General features: G+C 40.6%; 15 protein-coding genes and 1 pseudogene. 4 read left to right on the top strand and 12 right to left on the bottom strand.

All coding sequences use genetic code 11. From position 1 onward, the window contains the following. Both FTV09_RS14235 and FTV09_RS14230 read left to right on the top strand, forming a co-directional pair. Positions 1 to 109 (top strand): zinc ribbon domain-containing protein (locus FTV09_RS14235; protein ID WP_180058446.1); only part of this gene is annotated, 109 nt, incomplete at its 5' end. A gap of 97 nt (positions 110 to 206) precedes the next feature. Further along, entirely contained in the window at positions 207 to 1013 is an 807-nt protein-coding gene (locus tag FTV09_RS14230) for a siderophore-interacting protein (protein WP_180058701.1), read from the top strand. A 286-nt stretch (positions 1014 to 1299) separates the two neighbouring features. Here the strand turns inward: FTV09_RS14230 and FTV09_RS14225 are convergent, their stop codons facing one another. The 11 genes from FTV09_RS14225 to FTV09_RS14175 form a co-directional block, all read right to left on the bottom strand. After that, the gene (locus FTV09_RS14225) at positions 1300 to 2100 is read right to left on the bottom strand and encodes a sulfite exporter TauE/SafE family protein (RefSeq protein WP_180058700.1); all 801 of its coding nucleotides are present in this window, start codon (positions 2098 to 2100) and stop codon (positions 1300 to 1302) included. A 45-nt stretch (positions 2101 to 2145) separates the two neighbouring features. Further along, the gene (locus FTV09_RS14220; RefSeq protein ID WP_180058699.1) at positions 2146 to 2637 is read right to left on the bottom strand and encodes a flavin reductase; all 492 of its coding nucleotides are present in this window, start codon (positions 2635 to 2637) and stop codon (positions 2146 to 2148) included. Positions 2638 to 2798: 161 nt separating this feature from the next. After that, positions 2799 to 3842, bottom strand: coding sequence for a methionine synthase (locus FTV09_RS14215; RefSeq protein ID WP_067766786.1), 1044 nt, complete (start codon positions 3840 to 3842; stop codon positions 2799 to 2801). Positions 3843 to 3884: 42 nt separating this feature from the next. Next, complete coding sequence (locus FTV09_RS14210; RefSeq protein ID WP_180058698.1) at positions 3885 to 4874, bottom strand: putative oxygenase MesX; 990 nt, start codon at positions 4872 to 4874, stop codon at positions 3885 to 3887. Positions 4875 to 5229: 355 nt separating this feature from the next. Continuing rightward, entirely contained in the window at positions 5230 to 6576 is a 1347-nt protein-coding gene (locus FTV09_RS14205) for an MFS transporter (protein WP_180058697.1), read from the bottom strand. 216 nt (positions 6577 to 6792) lie between these two features. Then, positions 6793 to 7818, bottom strand: coding sequence for an enoyl-CoA hydratase/isomerase family protein (locus FTV09_RS14200; RefSeq protein WP_180058696.1), 1026 nt, complete (start codon positions 7816 to 7818; stop codon positions 6793 to 6795). Between the two features lie 12 nt (positions 7819 to 7830). Further along, positions 7831 to 8604 (bottom strand): enoyl-CoA hydratase, encoded by a 774-nt coding sequence (locus FTV09_RS14195; RefSeq protein ID WP_180058695.1) that lies wholly within the window; start codon positions 8602 to 8604, stop codon positions 7831 to 7833. Positions 8605 to 8666: 62 nt separating this feature from the next. Next, positions 8667 to 9794 (bottom strand): acyl-CoA dehydrogenase family protein, encoded by a 1128-nt coding sequence (locus tag FTV09_RS14190; RefSeq protein WP_180058694.1) that lies wholly within the window; start codon positions 9792 to 9794, stop codon positions 8667 to 8669. A 171-nt stretch (positions 9795 to 9965) separates the two neighbouring features. Continuing rightward, positions 9966 to 11627, bottom strand: coding sequence for an AMP-binding protein (locus tag FTV09_RS14185; RefSeq protein ID WP_180058693.1), 1662 nt, complete (start codon positions 11625 to 11627; stop codon positions 9966 to 9968). A gap of 92 nt (positions 11628 to 11719) precedes the next feature. Next, on the bottom strand, positions 11720 to 12610 hold the full coding sequence (gene mmsB / locus FTV09_RS14180; RefSeq protein ID WP_180058692.1) for a 3-hydroxyisobutyrate dehydrogenase: 891 nt from the start codon (positions 12608 to 12610) through the stop codon (positions 11720 to 11722). 15 nt (positions 12611 to 12625) lie between these two features. Continuing rightward, a complete protein-coding gene (locus FTV09_RS14175; protein WP_180058691.1) occupies positions 12626 to 14143 on the bottom strand; it encodes a CoA-acylating methylmalonate-semialdehyde dehydrogenase in 1518 nt (505 codons plus the stop codon). A 164-nt stretch (positions 14144 to 14307) separates the two neighbouring features. Here FTV09_RS14175 and FTV09_RS14170 point away from each other — a divergent pair, with 164 nt between their 5' ends. Continuing rightward, complete coding sequence (locus FTV09_RS14170; protein ID WP_067766812.1) at positions 14308 to 15189, top strand: LysR family transcriptional regulator; 882 nt, start codon at positions 14308 to 14310, stop codon at positions 15187 to 15189. 385 nt (positions 15190 to 15574) lie between these two features. Continuing rightward, entirely contained in the window at positions 15575 to 16015 is a 441-nt protein-coding gene (locus tag FTV09_RS14165) for a DUF2147 domain-containing protein (protein ID WP_180058690.1), read from the top strand. Positions 16016 to 16106: 91 nt separating this feature from the next. Here FTV09_RS14165 and FTV09_RS14160 read toward each other — a convergent pair. Then, positions 16107 to 16214: pseudogene (locus tag FTV09_RS14160) on the bottom strand (IS5/IS1182 family transposase); the annotation flags it as partial.

Raw genomic sequence — 16214 nt, 5'->3', positions numbered from 1 at the left:
AGAATGGTCATGTGAGTGTGGTGTCACTCACGATAGGGACTTAAATAGTGCCATGAACATTCTTGCGCTTGGGCATAAGCGTCTAGCTGTAGGAATCACCTCCGTTTAAGGGAGGTGAGGATGTCAATTACATTACATTTAAACCACAGAATTCTCTGTTTTATACGTATTCAGCCCCTCTTTTCATTCAAAATAGCAGAATAATCATGGCTCAAAATTCACTCCCATTGCCACGTTATATCTCTGTACAGTCGTCAGAGAAAATTACACCTCATCTACAGCGGGTCTATTTTTCTAGTGAAGATTTTTCGGATTTTCCTAAGAATCAAAATGGCGCACATATAAAATTATTTTTTCCAGAACAGCCTGAATTAAAACCCATTTTACCGAGCCGAAATGAACAAGGAAAAGTCGTTTGGCCGAATGGAGACAAGCCCATCACACGTACCTATACGATTCGTCATTTTTTAGAAAATGAACAATTGTTGGTTGTGGACTTTGTTCGTCATACAGAATTTGGTATTGCTGCTAACTGGGCAAAACAAGCACAACCAGGCCAAATTTTAGGTCTAGCTGGGCCTGGAGGACGCGCACGATTTAACCCTGAAGCAAATTACTGGGTGTTTATTGGCGATTTGTCAGCACTGCCGATGATTGCAGCATCTGTAGAGCTACTTCCTGAGCATGCACAAGGGGAAGTTTGGATTGAAATTGAAGCTGAAAATGACCGTATTGAACTTATTCATCCTAAAGGTGTCAATGTAAATTGGCTGATCAATCAAACCAATGTTGAAACTCAAATTGAAGATGCAATGCAACGATTGAACTGGCTTGACTCCAATATTTCTGTGAGCTTGGCTGGTGAAAATACACGTGTAGTTTCACTCCGTCATTTATTTAGAAATAAGTTTGGCGTTAAGAAAGCCAACATGTATGCCGTGCCATATTGGAAAGTTGGTCAAACCGAAGAAGGCTACCATCAGGAACGCCATCAAGTGATGGATGAAGAATAGCTTTATATTTACATGAAAATATTCATTTGATTTCTCATATCTAAGTGGCATTAGCCAAATCTGAATATTTTTAAAGGGATATCTATAACGCAGGTTATGTTGTGAATCTAAAATTTGAAATTATTTTTATTATCATTGTTACAGGCATCGTAACTTTAGTGGTGACGGAATTAATGATGAAATATTCATGACACTAAAGACTTAAATGTTGTGATTATTGAAATTTAAAAGCCCACAAAATGTGGGCTATACACTTGCTGAATAATTAGTAATTAGTAATTAATAATTAAAGAAAACCTTTCACCAAGAAAAAGCATCCGACGCAAACCAGTAACACAGCAAAGCATTTCTTAAGTACTGCTGGTGATAAGGCATGCGCTGCTTTTGCACCAAATTTCGCAGTAAAGAAACTCATGATACTAATACCTAAAAAGGCATAGACATGAATATAACCAATGGTATTTGGCACATTTACTTCAGCTTTCATACCAAATAGCATAAAGCCTAAAGCGCCAGCTATTGCGATTGGTAAGCCACATGCAGCTGATGTTCCGACTGCTTTTTGCATGACCACACCATAATGGGTCAAATATGGAACAGTTAAACTACCACCGCCAATACCAAAAATGGCGGAAGCGATGCCAATCCCTGCTCCAGCACCCATTTGCGCTGAAGTCGTAGGTAAAGTTTTTGTACTGTCGACCATTTTTTTTGAGCCCATAAACATATTGTATGCAACCCAAAGTAAAAATAGACCGACTATAAATTGTAAATGCACAGCAGAAAGCCAACCTGCAATACCTGCCCCGAAGAAACAACCGATCGCCATACCCGGTGCAAGATTTTTAAATACCGGCCACATGATACCGCCCTTTTTATTGTGCGCCATCAATGAACTGATTGAGGTCACCACAATAGTGGCTAATGATGTCCCTAAGGCTAAATGCATCACAACATCAGGGTTATAGCCCATTTGGCTAAACACGATAAATAATAATGGGACAATAATGGTGCCGCCACCCACGCCAAACAACCCAGCAGCAAAACCCGCCAATGCGCCAATGACTAAAAATATAATTAATTCCACGAGAGATGATCTTGATATATTGAGTTAAAAATTTAAAGAAAAGGCTTAAGCAAGTTCAGTTTCACCCACCTGATGATAAGCACGATTAAAGTAAACCAAGGCCTGATCATCTTCATTCTTTTGAATTGCAACAATTGGACAAATGAAAATAGTATGTGTCCCCACTTCTTGTATTTGTTCAATTTCACAATCAAAACTCACCAAGGCATCTGTCAAAACAGGTGCACCCGTTTCGAGCTCAGTCCAATTGCCTAAAGCAAAGCGCTCGTCTGAACTCAGTTTTGACGCGAATGCATTAGAAAGTTGTTCATGCTGCGCACCTAGGACGTTAACCGTTAAAATTTTGTTTTCCACAAAGTTGGTATGTGAGCGCGATGCTTTATTCATACACACCAATAAAGTCGGTGGTGTATCAGTCACGCTGCACACTGCAGATGCGGTAAAGCCATGACGACCTGATGCACCCATTGTCGTGACAACATTCACTGCACTTGTTAATGATGACATTGCATTTTTAAAGTCGATTGCTTCAACCATGATGAGGTTCCAAAATTTAAACGGTTTTGCCTAAAGGTATTACTAAAAACAGTGCAATGCAGCAAGAACTGGCTTGCCACATTACATCGAATAGAATTTACATATTTGCGTGATATTTTATATGAAGCATATTCTTATATAACATCACCTATGCGCGACAATTAGCGTGCAAGTTCTTGGCGAATAATATCTGCACCAGCACTTAAAGCATTTAATTTACCACGTGCTACTTCACGACCCAGTGGTGCCATACCACAGTTGGTTGACGGATAGAGTTTATCTGCATCTACAAACTGAAGCGCTTTACGCAATGTGTTTGCCACTTCCTCTGGTGTTTCAATCACATTGGTTGCCACATCAATTGCACCGACCATGACTTTTTTACCACGGATCAATTCAATTAAATCCATCGGTACACGTGAGTTTTGACATTCAAGCGATACGATATCAATTTTAGACTGCTGTAGTTTCGGGAAGGCTTCTTCATATTGGCGCCATTCTGAACCGAGTGTCTTTTTCCAGTCTGTATTTGCTTTAATACCGTAACCATAGCAAATGTGTACCGCAGTTTCACATTTTAGACCTTCTAATGCACGCTCTAAAGTGGCAACACCCCAGTCATTTACTTCATCAAAGAATACGTTAAATGCAGGCTCATCAAATTGAATGATATCTACACCAGCAGCTTCCAACTCACGTGCTTCTTGGTTCAGGATTTTCGCAAATTCCCAGGCCAATTTTTCACGACTCTTGTAATGACCGTCATAAAGCGTATCAATCATAGTCATTGGACCAGGTAAGGCCCATTTAATCGGCTGATCTGTCAATGAACGTAGAAATTTTGCATCTTCAACAAAAACTGGTTTTTGACGAGATACAGCGCCCACTACAGACGGTACGCTCGCATCATAACGGTCACGGATTTTTACGGTTTCACGTTTTTCAAAATCTACGCCATCCAAATGCTCAATGAACGTGGTTACAAAGTGCTGACGGGTTTGCTCGCCGTCACTGACAATATCAATGCCCGCTTGTTGTTGCTCATGCAGCGCCAAGCGTAATGCGTCTTTTTTACCGTCCAAAAGCTCTTGATCTTGCAATTTCCAAGGTGACCAAAGCTTTTCAGGTTCTGCAAGCCAAGATGGTTTCGGTAAGCTACCTGCTGTTGATGTCGGTAATAGCTGTTTTGGGTGTACAAGGGCCATGTCTAATCTTCTATCTCTAAATTCGTTAATCTGGTATCTAAGTTAAGCAGCGCTTGCATTTTCCACTGTGAAGTTGGCAGCCCATTGTTCAAGCACTTCTTTATATGGCTTGATAAAGTTTTCTTCAGTCCATTTACCCTGTTTAACCGCCAGTTGACCACGTTCAACACGGTCATAGACAATACGAGTCAATGAATAATCCTGGAAATTTAAACTTGGTTGATACACTAAACCTGCTGTTGCATTGGTATTGTAAATTTCTGGACGGTAGATTTTTTGGAAGCTTTCCATGGTGCTGATCGCACTGATTAATTCGAAATCTGTATAGTCACTTAACAAGTTATTTGCAGAATAGAATGCCAATGGTGCAGTCGCATTTTCAGGTTTGAAATAACGAACGTTTAACCCCATTTTTGCGAAATAATCGTCTGTACGTGAATAGTCATCATTGGTGTATTCCACGCCTAAAATTGGGTGAACATTCGCAGTGCGATAATACGTTTTAGTGGTTGAAATACTCAGGCAAATGACTGGCTGTTTTTTAAATTCAGCTTTGAATACATCTGAATTAACAAGGTGTTGGTAAAGTTTACCGTGTAAATCACCAAAGTCTTCAGGCTTTTCATTGAACTTACAACCCAATGCGGGCAATACCACGCTGAAATCATAATCACGTACATAAGATGAAAAGCTATTACCAATCATCCCCTCAATACGTTGATTGGTTTTATGATCGATGATGGTACTTTTCAAAGTTTCAATAAATGGGAAAGTTTGGCCATTACCTTCTATATCGAGTTCAGCAGAAATAATGTCAATTTCAAGTGAATAACGGTCCGCATTTGGGTTGTCACATTTCGCTAAAGTGTTAAAGCGATTATTGATCATTGCCAATGTACGACGTAGGTTTTCTTCACGGTGCTCACCACGTGCTAAGTTGGCAAAGTTCGTAGTCAGGCGTGTGCTGTCAGCTGGCTGATAGTTTTCATCAAAACGAATACGTTTAATTGAACATGCAAATTTTTGACTCATGGGAGTGTCTACCTAAAATTTCGTTAATTAGAATTTCTGTATGCAGTAATTTATACGTGAAAGTTAAGATGAATAAAAATGATTTAATCTAAACCAAAGATGAGTAAAATTCACTTAATGGATCCAACTCAATATCAATCTTAAATATATTTATATTTTTCAATTATTTATATATAAATTAGAAAACTTTAATAATTTAGTATGAGCGAAAAATGGTGTTTTTGATGTAAAAAAGCCACATACAAAGCTGTATGTGGCTCATGTTAACGTTAAATTTTCTTCATGTTTTGTTCAAATTAAGCATCAATTTATTCACTTAATGAATTTTTGAAAGTTTAAACACTTAAAAATTAATTTATGAATCATTTAAAACAGGTTTCACTGATTTTTGTGCATCTGCATTCTTAGACTTGATCATATCAGGCTTTAAAAATGATGATGCAATGATAGCTACGATTGCAAAACCAATAATGTAGTAAATAATCAGATGTGGGCTGCCCCCGCCAATACTCAACAACTTTGTAGCGATTAATGGTGCAAGGCCACCACCTAATACGCCTGCGAATTGTACTGAAATCGAAATACCGCTATAGCGAATCTCCGCAGGAAATTGACGTGCAAAGAGCTGTGACTGTGGTGCATACATCAATGGGAAAACCAAACCGATGCCAATTACAATTGCAGCCCAAACCAAAGTTGGATCTTTGGTATTTAACATGGCAAAAAATGGATAACTATATAGAGCTAACACACACAGGCCAAATCGGAACATATTGCGTTGACCGACTTTATCTGAAAAATGCCCAAAGATTGGTGTGACCACCATAATCACTGCTGCACCACAGATTGTTGCGAACAAAATATCTTGGCGCGGAATTTCAAGTTGTGTCGTTGTATAAGCCAATGCAAATGTAGATGCCAAATAGAACCATGCGTTTTCTGCTGCACGTGATAGCACAATAGTCACGAGTTCTTTCGGGTGTTTTTTAAAGACTTGTAGCGCTGGTACTTTAACGTGCTCAGCCTTCTCTTTCACTTTTTCAAAGTCTGGAGATTCAGGAACTTTCACACGGATATACCAACCCACCGCTAAAAGCACAATACTTGCTAAGAATGGTAAACGCCAACCCCAACTAAATAATGCTTCTTCAGGTAGCATCGAAACCAAACCTAAAGCCACTGATGCTAAGAGTAATCCACCACCAGTACTTGCCTGAGGTAAGCTTCCCCAGAAGCCCTTACTGCCTTGAGGTGCATGTTCAACTGCCATTAATACTGCGCCGCCCCATTCACCACCCATGGCCATGCCTTGGACAAAACGAAGAATAATCAAACACACCGTTGCCCAATAGCCAATGCTTTCAAAGGTTGGTAATAGTCCAATCATAACTGTAGGAATTCCCATCAGCATGAGCGTGACAAGCAGCATGGATTTTCGGCCAATTTTATCCCCAAAATGACCAAATACTATGCCACCCAGCGGTCTACCAATAAAACCAACTGCATATGTCGCAAAAGCTGCTAAGACGCCCGTTAGTGGATCTAAATTTGGGAAAAACAGCTTGTTAAAAATCAGCGCGGCCGCTGCACCGTAAATAAAAAAGTCATACCATTCAATGGTGGTTCCCACCATGCTAGAAATACCGGCTAAGCGGTGTGAGGACTTCTTGTCCTGAGGATGATTTTGTTGAATATCCTGCATCACTATGTTCCTTATATCGATCTTTTTGAGTTTTGATTTGATTTATCCATACTAGGTAAGTTGAATAAATTTAAGATTTCCTTTTTACATCTCCCGACGAAATTAAAATGAACCGTTGCTTTAAAATGCAGAGAAATTCTCAATTTCCTTTCTCTGCGCATACTTGAAATACGTTTAAACTTTTTTTTCTGGGTATGGTGATCATTCAGTTAAAATTTAAATAATTTCAGCCAAAATTTGATCTAATGCTGGATTATGTTGTTGCCACTTTGGCTGTTTATCTTTATCAACAATCAACGCACGAACACCTTCTATAATGTCGCCATGATCAAACCAAAGATCTTGTAAATGACGTTCAACTTGCATGCATTGCTGTAAAGACATGCTACGACCTGCCAGTTGTAGTTTTAGACTAATATGTTTGGCAATCGGTGAACGCTGTTGCAAAGTATTTAATGTTTTGTGCGCCCATGCTTGATTAGTCGTGTCTTGTTCCTGTTCTAAACTTTGCTCAATTTCGGACACATCTGTATAAGCAAAATGCTTACTAATGTTTTGGACATTTTGTCGTAAATCACTTTCGGCTGGATGCGTGATGTAACGTGCAATCACTTGTTCTATATTTTGTTGAGTGAGAGGGCTTGTTTGCACTAAGGTCTGTTCTAAAGCTGCAAACTTTTCACTCGGCACATGGTAATCAATCAAATCTAAATAAAGCGCATCACTACTCGATATCTGATCCCCCGTCGTTGCCAAATATACGCCAATATCATCTAAGCGAGATAAAAAATGTGTAGCAGCAACATCTGGGAAAAATCCAATTGCAGTTTCAGGCATTGCAAAACGTGACTTTTCACTACTCACCAAAATGTGACAGGCTTGCGCTAAACCGAAACCTCCACCTAAAACATAACCATCTAACAACACAACAACTGGTTTTATATAGCTACGCAATGCGTTGAGCATATCGTATTCTGCTTGAAAATAGGTTTTATGATCATCCGTACCATTTTGATAGCAATCATATAAGTAACGAATGTCGCCACCTGCGCAGAAGGCTTTAGGACTATTTGATTTAATTAGTACTGCTTGAATTTCATCATCATGTTGCCATAGTTTCAGTTGCGTTCGTATGCCATTAATCATCTCAATCGTCAAAGCATTTAAATTGGAAACCCGATCTAAAATAATCGTACCCAAAGCTCCTTGGCGCTGAATGATTAAATTATTTTCCTTGCTCATGTCTGCACATCCTTATTGATTTTTAAAGTTAGCTGGACGTTTTTCTACAAAGGCTTGCATACCTTCTTTTTGGTCTAATGTGGCAAATACTGAGTGAAATGTGCGACGTTCAAAACGAAGCCCTTCAGCAAGGCTCACTTCAAAGGCACGGTTAATCGATTCTTTAATCATCATGGTGGCAACCAAGGACTTTTCTGCAATCTTTTCAGCAGCAGCCAAAGTCTCAGCCAATAATTCCTCTTTGGCAAAAACACGCGCAACCAGCCCACTTTGTTCCGCCTCGAGTGCTCCCATTTGACGTGCGGTTAAACACATTTCCATGGCTTTAGCTTTACCAATCGCAAGGGTTAAGCGCTGTGTCCCACCAATGCCTGGCAGTACACCTAAAGTAACTTCAGGTAAACCAAATTTGGCGTTGTCTGCACAGTAAATGAAGTCACACATTAAAGCCAATTCACAGCCACCACCTAGAGCATAGCCACTGACTGCGGCAATGAGAGGTTTGCGACGCTGTGCAATGCGATCGGCCAAATGAAAGAAATCATCAAAATAAATATTGGGAAAATTCAGCCCTGCCATTTCCTTAATATCCGCACCCGCAGCAAAAGCCTTTTCAGAGCCTGCTAATATCATGCAGCCAATCGTTGAGTCTTTTTCTAAATCGTCCAGTGCAATATTCACGTCACTGATTAACTGCGTATTTAATGCATTGAGTGCTTTGGGGCGATTTAAAGTGATCAATCCCACGCCATTTTTTTTCTCTAGTAATATTGTTTCAAATTGCATTAGGTCGCCCTTTTTATTGATCTGGTTCTTTGTTTCTGTCTCTAATATTTAAACGACTATTTTTATAAACTCCGCGCAATCACTAAACGCTGAATATCACTGGTACCTTCATAAATTTGACAAATACGCGCATCGCGGTAAATGCGTTCAATTGGAAAATCTTTTAAATACCCATAGCCACCAAAGACTTGTAGTGCAGCTGAACACACACGTTCTGCCATTTCAGATGAAAAAAGTTTGGCCATAGAGGCTTCATTCAGACAGGGCTGTCCTGCTTCTTTTAAACGTGCAGCGTGATGAACCAATTGACGTGCAGCTTCAATTTCTGTTGCTATGCTGGCTAAGCGAAATGCTACTGCTTGATGCTCAAAAATAGGCTTACCAAAGGTGATGCGCTCTTTGGCATATCGGGTTGCTTCTTCTAAAGCCGCACGAGCTAAACCGACGGCTTGAGCAGCTATTCCAATTCGACCACCCTCTAAGTTTGATAAGGCAATTTTTAAGCCTTCACCTTCTTTGCCAAGCATCATACTGTGTGGTATACGCACATCAGTTAATGCAATTTGGCAGGTGTCCGAGGCATGTAAACCAAGTTTTTCTTCAGTACGAATAACTTCATAACCTGGTGTGTCACGTGGCACGATAAAAGCGCTCATGCCTTTTTTACCGGCACTAGGATCTGTCACCGCAAAAACGATAATCACACCTGCATTATGACCGGAGGTAATAAATTGTTTTGCTCCATTAATGACCCAATCATCACCATCCTTCACTGCACGGGTTTTAATTGCAGCTGCATCAGAACCAGTATGAGGTTCTGTTAAAGCAAAAGCGCCAATCATTTTTCCTTGAGCTAAAGGAAGCAGATACTTCTGTTTTTGTTCTTCCGTGCCAAACTTGGCAATCGGAACACAGCCTACCGAGTTATGTACACTCATGATGGTTGAAGTTGCACCATCTGCCGCGGCAATTTCTTCTAGGGCCAAAACATAGGCTAAGTTACCAGTATCGGAGCCACCATATTGATCCGACACCAACATACCCAAAAAGCCTAATTCGCCCATTTGTGCCAATGCATTTTTTGGAAACGTACCATTTCGATCCCAATCACTTGCATTCGGTTTCACTTGTTCCTGTGCAAAACTACGCGCCATATCCTGAATCAGTAATTGTTCTTCTGTAAATTGCATTGCATATTCCCTTATCTTTTATATCTTTAGCCTGATCTTTAACATAATTTTGAGCGTGTATTTATTTGTTTATTACCCACTGTACATTCCGAAATTTCAACAATATATTCAATTGAACTTTCATCTAAAACCAAGTGCGTAATTAACCTGCCGCATTTTAAAATGGCATAGCTAAACTGATGTGCTTGCGGCCTGTTGCTTAGCAATCTCTTGATTACGCAATAAGAAACGTTGAATTTTGCCACTTGGGGTTTTCGGTAACTCAGTTACGAATTCGACTTGGCGTGGATATGCATGTGCAGATAAGCGTTTTTTCACAAATTGCCCTAATTGTTCTGCGAGTTCTTCGCTTGCGTGTTGACCTTCAGCCAAAATAACAAAGGCTTTCACAATCTCAGTACGCTCAGGATCTGGCACACCAATAACCGCAGCTTCCACCACAGCTTCATGCTCGAGTAAGGCACTTTCTACATCAAATGGCCCAATTCGATAGCCCGAAGTTGTAATGACATCATCACTACGTCCCACAAAGCTCATGCTGCCATCTTCATTCAGTTCTGCTGTATCACCCGTCAAATAATAATTTTTGATAAACGGTGATTTTCGACTTTCTTTATAGCCTCCAAACCACATCATTGGCGATTGCTCGATATCGACAGCCAAAATACCCGGTGTGTTTGCAGTCAATTCATTGCCTTGTTCATCGACCACAGCAACGCGATAACCTGGACTGGCAAAGCCCGCTGAACCTGCACGAATATCATGTTTTAAACCATGATGGTTGCACACCACCATGCCCACTTCAGTTTGACCATAATGGTCAAAAATAGGCGCATCTAAAACCTGCTGGAACCAGCGAAACACTTCTGGATTTAAGGGTTCGCCTGCGCTACTGACAACGCGAAATTTTCCTTTTAGCTGCGCCATTTGTGTTTGATCCGCTGCCATCATCATACGATATGCAGTCGGCGCTCCTGCCAAGTTATTAATTTCATAGTCATTTACAATTTGACAGAGGCTATCTGCACTGAATCCGCCTTCATAGAACAACGTCGCATGACCAAGCAATAGCGGTCCAGTAATGCCGTAGTACAAACCATAAGCCCAACCGGGATCGGCAATGTTCCAAAATGCATCGTCATCGCGTAAGCCAATGGCATCCTGCATATAATGACCAAATGCAATGAGCGCTTTGAGTGGAACTTCTAAAGGTTTTGCAGGGCCTGTGGTACCCGATGTAAACATGAGTAAAAATGGCGCTTCTATGCTTTGCATGACCAAATCACATTGATCTGACTCAGCATTTACAATCTGCCAAAAATCTAAATCACTGGCTTCAACACCTAAACCTGCGATATCTGCAACCGTAATAATCTGTGGGCATTGCGCGACTTCATCGAGTTTGCTTCTGTTGCCAACATCTGTGATTACAAATTTGCTTTTTGCCAGCTGTAAACGGTGCTCAATCGCTTTAGGGCCAAAGGCAGTAAATAAAGGTTGATATACGGCACCAATCCGCCATGCCCCTAAAATAACCACCAACAATTCAACTGTGCGTGGCAATAAGCCCGATACACGATCACCTTGTTGCACGCCTTGAGCCTTTAAAAAATTGGCAAATTGGCTCGACCATTTTTTTAGCTGACTAAAGGTATATTGTTCTTTACGACCGTCTTTGCCTTGCCAATACAACGCAACTTTTTCACTGTCTGCTTCAGCATGACGATCACAACATTCATAACATGCGTTGAGTTGATGTAATGAACCGCTTAGCACTTGTTTTGCCGCTTCATTTAAATCAAAAACTGATGCCTTATTTTGATAATTCAACATATCCGTGACCTCTGCCAAATTTATTGTTATTGCTGACGCAGTTTAATTTTTTAAGTCCCATCCATTGAGACCTAAAGTTTAGGATCGAAACCCTAAACCTCTTTAGGAAGATATTGCTGAATAATGCTGGAAAAATCTAAGTGGGCATTGCCTTGTAAACAAAGCTGCTGATACATCTGTTGCACTAAACCACCTAATAAAATCGGTTGTTTCACTTGGCCAGCTGCTTCAATGGCAAGCCCTAAATCCTTTAACATCAGCTGTGTTGCAAACCCATCGGAATAACCACGGCCTGCAGGTGCATTGGCTGAAATTTCTGGCCAAGGATTACACACTTCTGAACTCCAACAGCGGCCGCTTGAGCTATTCACCACACCTGCCAAAGCTTGCGGGTCAATACCAAGCTTGGCACCGAGTGCCATACCTTCTGCAACAGCCGCCATTGAAATACCCAAAATCAGGTTGTTACAGATTTTGGCGATTTGCCCTGCACCTACATCACCACAGTGCACAATGTTTTTACCCATGTGACTGAGTACTGATTTGGCCTTTTCAAACGTGGCATCATCTGACCCCACCATAAAGGTGAGCGTGCCGGCTTGAGCACCAATTGTGCCGCCCGAAACAGGGGCATCACAGACATCAATATTTCGTTCACGTCCTGCTGCGGCAATATCTTTGATGGTTTGTGGGTCAATGGTACTGCTATCAATACATAAGCTGCCGGCTTTAAGTACGGCAAGCACACCATTTTCCCCGAGATAAACCTCTTTCACATGCTTCGCCGCAGGCAACATGCTAATCACAATATCCGCGTCTTTTGCAGCTGCCTGTGGACTATCACAGACGATCCCGCCTGCTTCAGTAAAATGCGAAATTGCCACATCACTCAAGTCAAAACCATAAACCGTTAAACCCGCTTTGAGTAAGTTTTGGGCCATTTTACCGCCCATATTTCCTAAACCTATAAATGCAATATTCATCCTTGAACTCCTGATTTAACGTAGGTTAATGGTGGTATTTACACCTGTAGATTCATGGCTATCTTCAAACCAACGGCTGGTAATGGTTTTGGTTTGGGTATAGAACTGAACTGCTTGCTTACCATAAGGGCCTAAGTCCCCCAGTTTTGAACCACGTGAGCCGGTAAAACTAAAGAATGGAACTGGCACAGGAATTGGGATGTTAATACCGACTTGACCGATATCAATTTCATTTTGGAAAATACGTGCCACTGCGCCACTTTGTGTAAACAAACCAACGCCATTACCAAATGGATTGGCATTAATCAACTCGATGGCTTGTTCCAATGTATCGACATGAATAATGGCTAAGACTGGCCCGAAAATTTCTTCTTTATAAATCCGCATATCGGTGGTGACTTGGTCAAAAATTGTTGCACCTACAAAATTGCCTTGTTCATAACCCTGCACAACAACATCACGGCCATCTAAAAGCAGCGTTGCACCTTGCTCAACACCGCTATTAATCAAATCTGTTACACGAGCCTTGGCACGCGATGAAATCACTGGGCCAATATCGGTATTTGGTTCATGCCCTGCATTGACCTTCAATGTTTTAGCTTTTTCGACCAGTTCACCAATCCACTCCTTACTTTCACCAACCATCACTGCAACAGACAAAGCCATGCAACGTTGACCTGCGGCACCAAAGGCAGCACCAACAAGTGCATTTAAGGTCTGCTCTTTATTTGCATCTGGCATCACAACGACATGATTTTTTGCACCCATCATCGACTGCACACGTTTACCATGCTGTCCTGCAAGGTTATACACATGCGTACCTACAGCAGTTGAGCCAACAAATGAAATCGCTTTAATATCTTGATGTGTGCATAAGCGGTCTACGACTTCTTTACCACCATGTACAACGTTTAGGACACCTGCAGGTATACCTGCTTCAACTGCAAGCTCAACCAACATCATGGTCGATAATGGATCTTGTTCAGATGGTTTAAGTACGAAGGTATTTCCACAAGCAATTGCCATAGGGAACATCCATAAAGGAATCATTGCCGGAAAGTTAAATGGAGTAATCCCTGCACAGACTCCTAATGGTTGCTGCAAGGTATAAGTATCGACACCACGAGCGACACCTTCGGTGTATTCACCCATTTGTAATGTACCAATCGAGCATGCATGTTCAACAACTTCTAGACCACGTTGAATATCACCTTCTGCATCTGCCAAGGTTTTGCCTTGCTCGGCAGTGAGTACCGCCGCAATTTTTTTCATATTGGCACGAATCAAATCTTGTAATTTCAGCATGATTCGCATGCGTACCTGAATTGGTGTAACACGCCAAGTTTTTAAGGCCGCTTGTGCTGCAGCAATTGCAGCATCGACTTCGTCCGTCGTTGCCATTGGTACACGACCAAGTACTTCCTGTGTCGCAGGATTCACAATGTCTTGCCAGTTTTGTGTTTTAGATTCAATAAATTGACCGTTAATTAATAATTTAGCCGTAGTCGACTGAATATTGGACATTGTGTTCATAACCTCTCCATGGGCACTATTTTTGTTGTTTCAGCATTGAAAATAGCTAAAAAGTCGTATTTTCAGGCTTGCTGTTTAAATTCAGACTAGCAAAGAAATTTTTGACCAGAAATAGAAATTCATGCACGATCAATGTGCAAATATGCACAGGGAAAATAATCAAAATGAAAGTGGATTGGGATCATTTGCAATATTTTTTGGTCTTGGCACGTGCTAAGACACTGACCAATGCAGCACGACTGATTGGGGTTGAACACAGCACGGTATCCCGTCGGATACAGGCTTTAGAACTAGCTTTAGGCACACCATTATTTAAACGTGAAGCAACTGGTTATGAACTGACTTTGGAAGGTTTGGCCTTAGTTCCACGAGTTGAACAAATGGAACAAGCCTTTATACAAATTGAAAAGCCTCATCAACCTTTGCAGGGTCGTGTGCGAATTGGCACACCTGAAGGTTTTGGCACAGCATTTTTAGCCAAACTATTGGCAGAATTGTCCAAGCAATATCCTCAACTCACGATTGATTTAATTCCCGTTCCGAAGATGATTAAGCTATCCCATCGCGAAGCTGACATTGTAATTTCCATTGATCGTCCTAAATCAGGCCCTTATATCATCACGCGTTTGACCGACTATTGTCTAAAAATTTATGGCAGTAAAAACTATTTAAATCAAACACAAGCTATTCATAAACTTGATGATTTAAAAAATCATCGCTTTGTAAACTACATTGATGATTTGGTTTATAGCCCTGAACTGTATTGTCTGGAGCGTATTCCGCTCGATTTAAATGCGAACTTCCGTAGTAGTAGTATTCTGGCACAACAGATTGCGGTCAGCTCAGGTGCCGGACTGGCAATTTTGCCCAAATTTTTAGCGGATGAAAACCAAGAACTTGAACAAGTCTTAGGTGAAAATGTACGCTTCATCCATACCTTTTGGATGCTCACTTTAGTCGATTTACAGCACGAACCCCGTATTAAGTTAGTTTGGGACTTTTTAAGAAAACAAGCTGACCTTTATCAACATATATTGATGGATTAAAGCGTAAAACAATATGTGAGATTCAACAGCAACCTCACCTTAATACTAAAAAGGATTAGTAAAATTAAAGGGATTATATCTACTAGATAGCTTTTTAATATCAGATGTAATCCCTAATTAATGATCAGTAATCCATTCCTCACTGTTTAGACAAATAGTCACAAACTTGCCAAATCAATAACATTGCTCAACACGAACTCTAAATTTCTACACGATTGGGCCTGCACATCATCAAAAATTGTATAAAAGATCCACAATATATACTTATTTATTTGCGAAGATTCCTCTTGAAAGTTGAACGACATGTTTACTTTCTTCATGGCATGTGTGAGCTGATCAGTAAGACGAACTCACACATCTCGTAACACGAAATAGAGGTTCTAAAATGATAAAAACAACTCTTAGTATTCTTGGTTTATCCTTGGTCTCAACCCTAGCACTCGCTGCTGATCCACTCAATGGAACAAAGTGGAAAACCATTGATGATAAAACCAAGCAACCTTTATCTGTTGTCCAATTTACCGAGACATCGAATGGCGTGCTTTCTGCAAAAATCGTTGATGTTTTCACACCGGGTGAAGCACAGAAATGCAGCAAATGTGTAGGTAAATATCAGAACAAACCTTTATTAGGTGCTCAGATTGTTCATGGACTAAAAAATACTGGTAAAAATACCTACGATGGCGGTAAAATTACTGACCCTAAAAATGGTAAGACTTATAGCTTCAATGCCAAAATGTCGAATGATGGTCGTACCTTAAATGGACGTGGCTATATTGGTGTATCAGCTCTAGGTCGTAGCCAAACGTGGATTCGTGTGAACTAATATTAAACGCTAGACTTAACATATGCTGTAAGTAAAAAGCGACTCAAAAGAGTCGCTTTTTTAGCAATAACGATTAGGGTCTGTTGACATTTCATAATGGTAGCCAAATAAAGATACAAGCTAAGGCAACAGAATTTTCATAGCTTTGCTTTAGCTTGTCATAGCGTGTGGCAATTCCTCTAAATTGCTTTAATCTAGC

It is taken from the genome of Acinetobacter sp. YH12227, assembly GCF_013417785.1.
Classification (GTDB): domain Bacteria; phylum Pseudomonadota; class Gammaproteobacteria; order Pseudomonadales; family Moraxellaceae; genus Acinetobacter; species Acinetobacter gandensis.
This window is presented reverse-complemented; position numbering and strand designations above follow the sequence as displayed.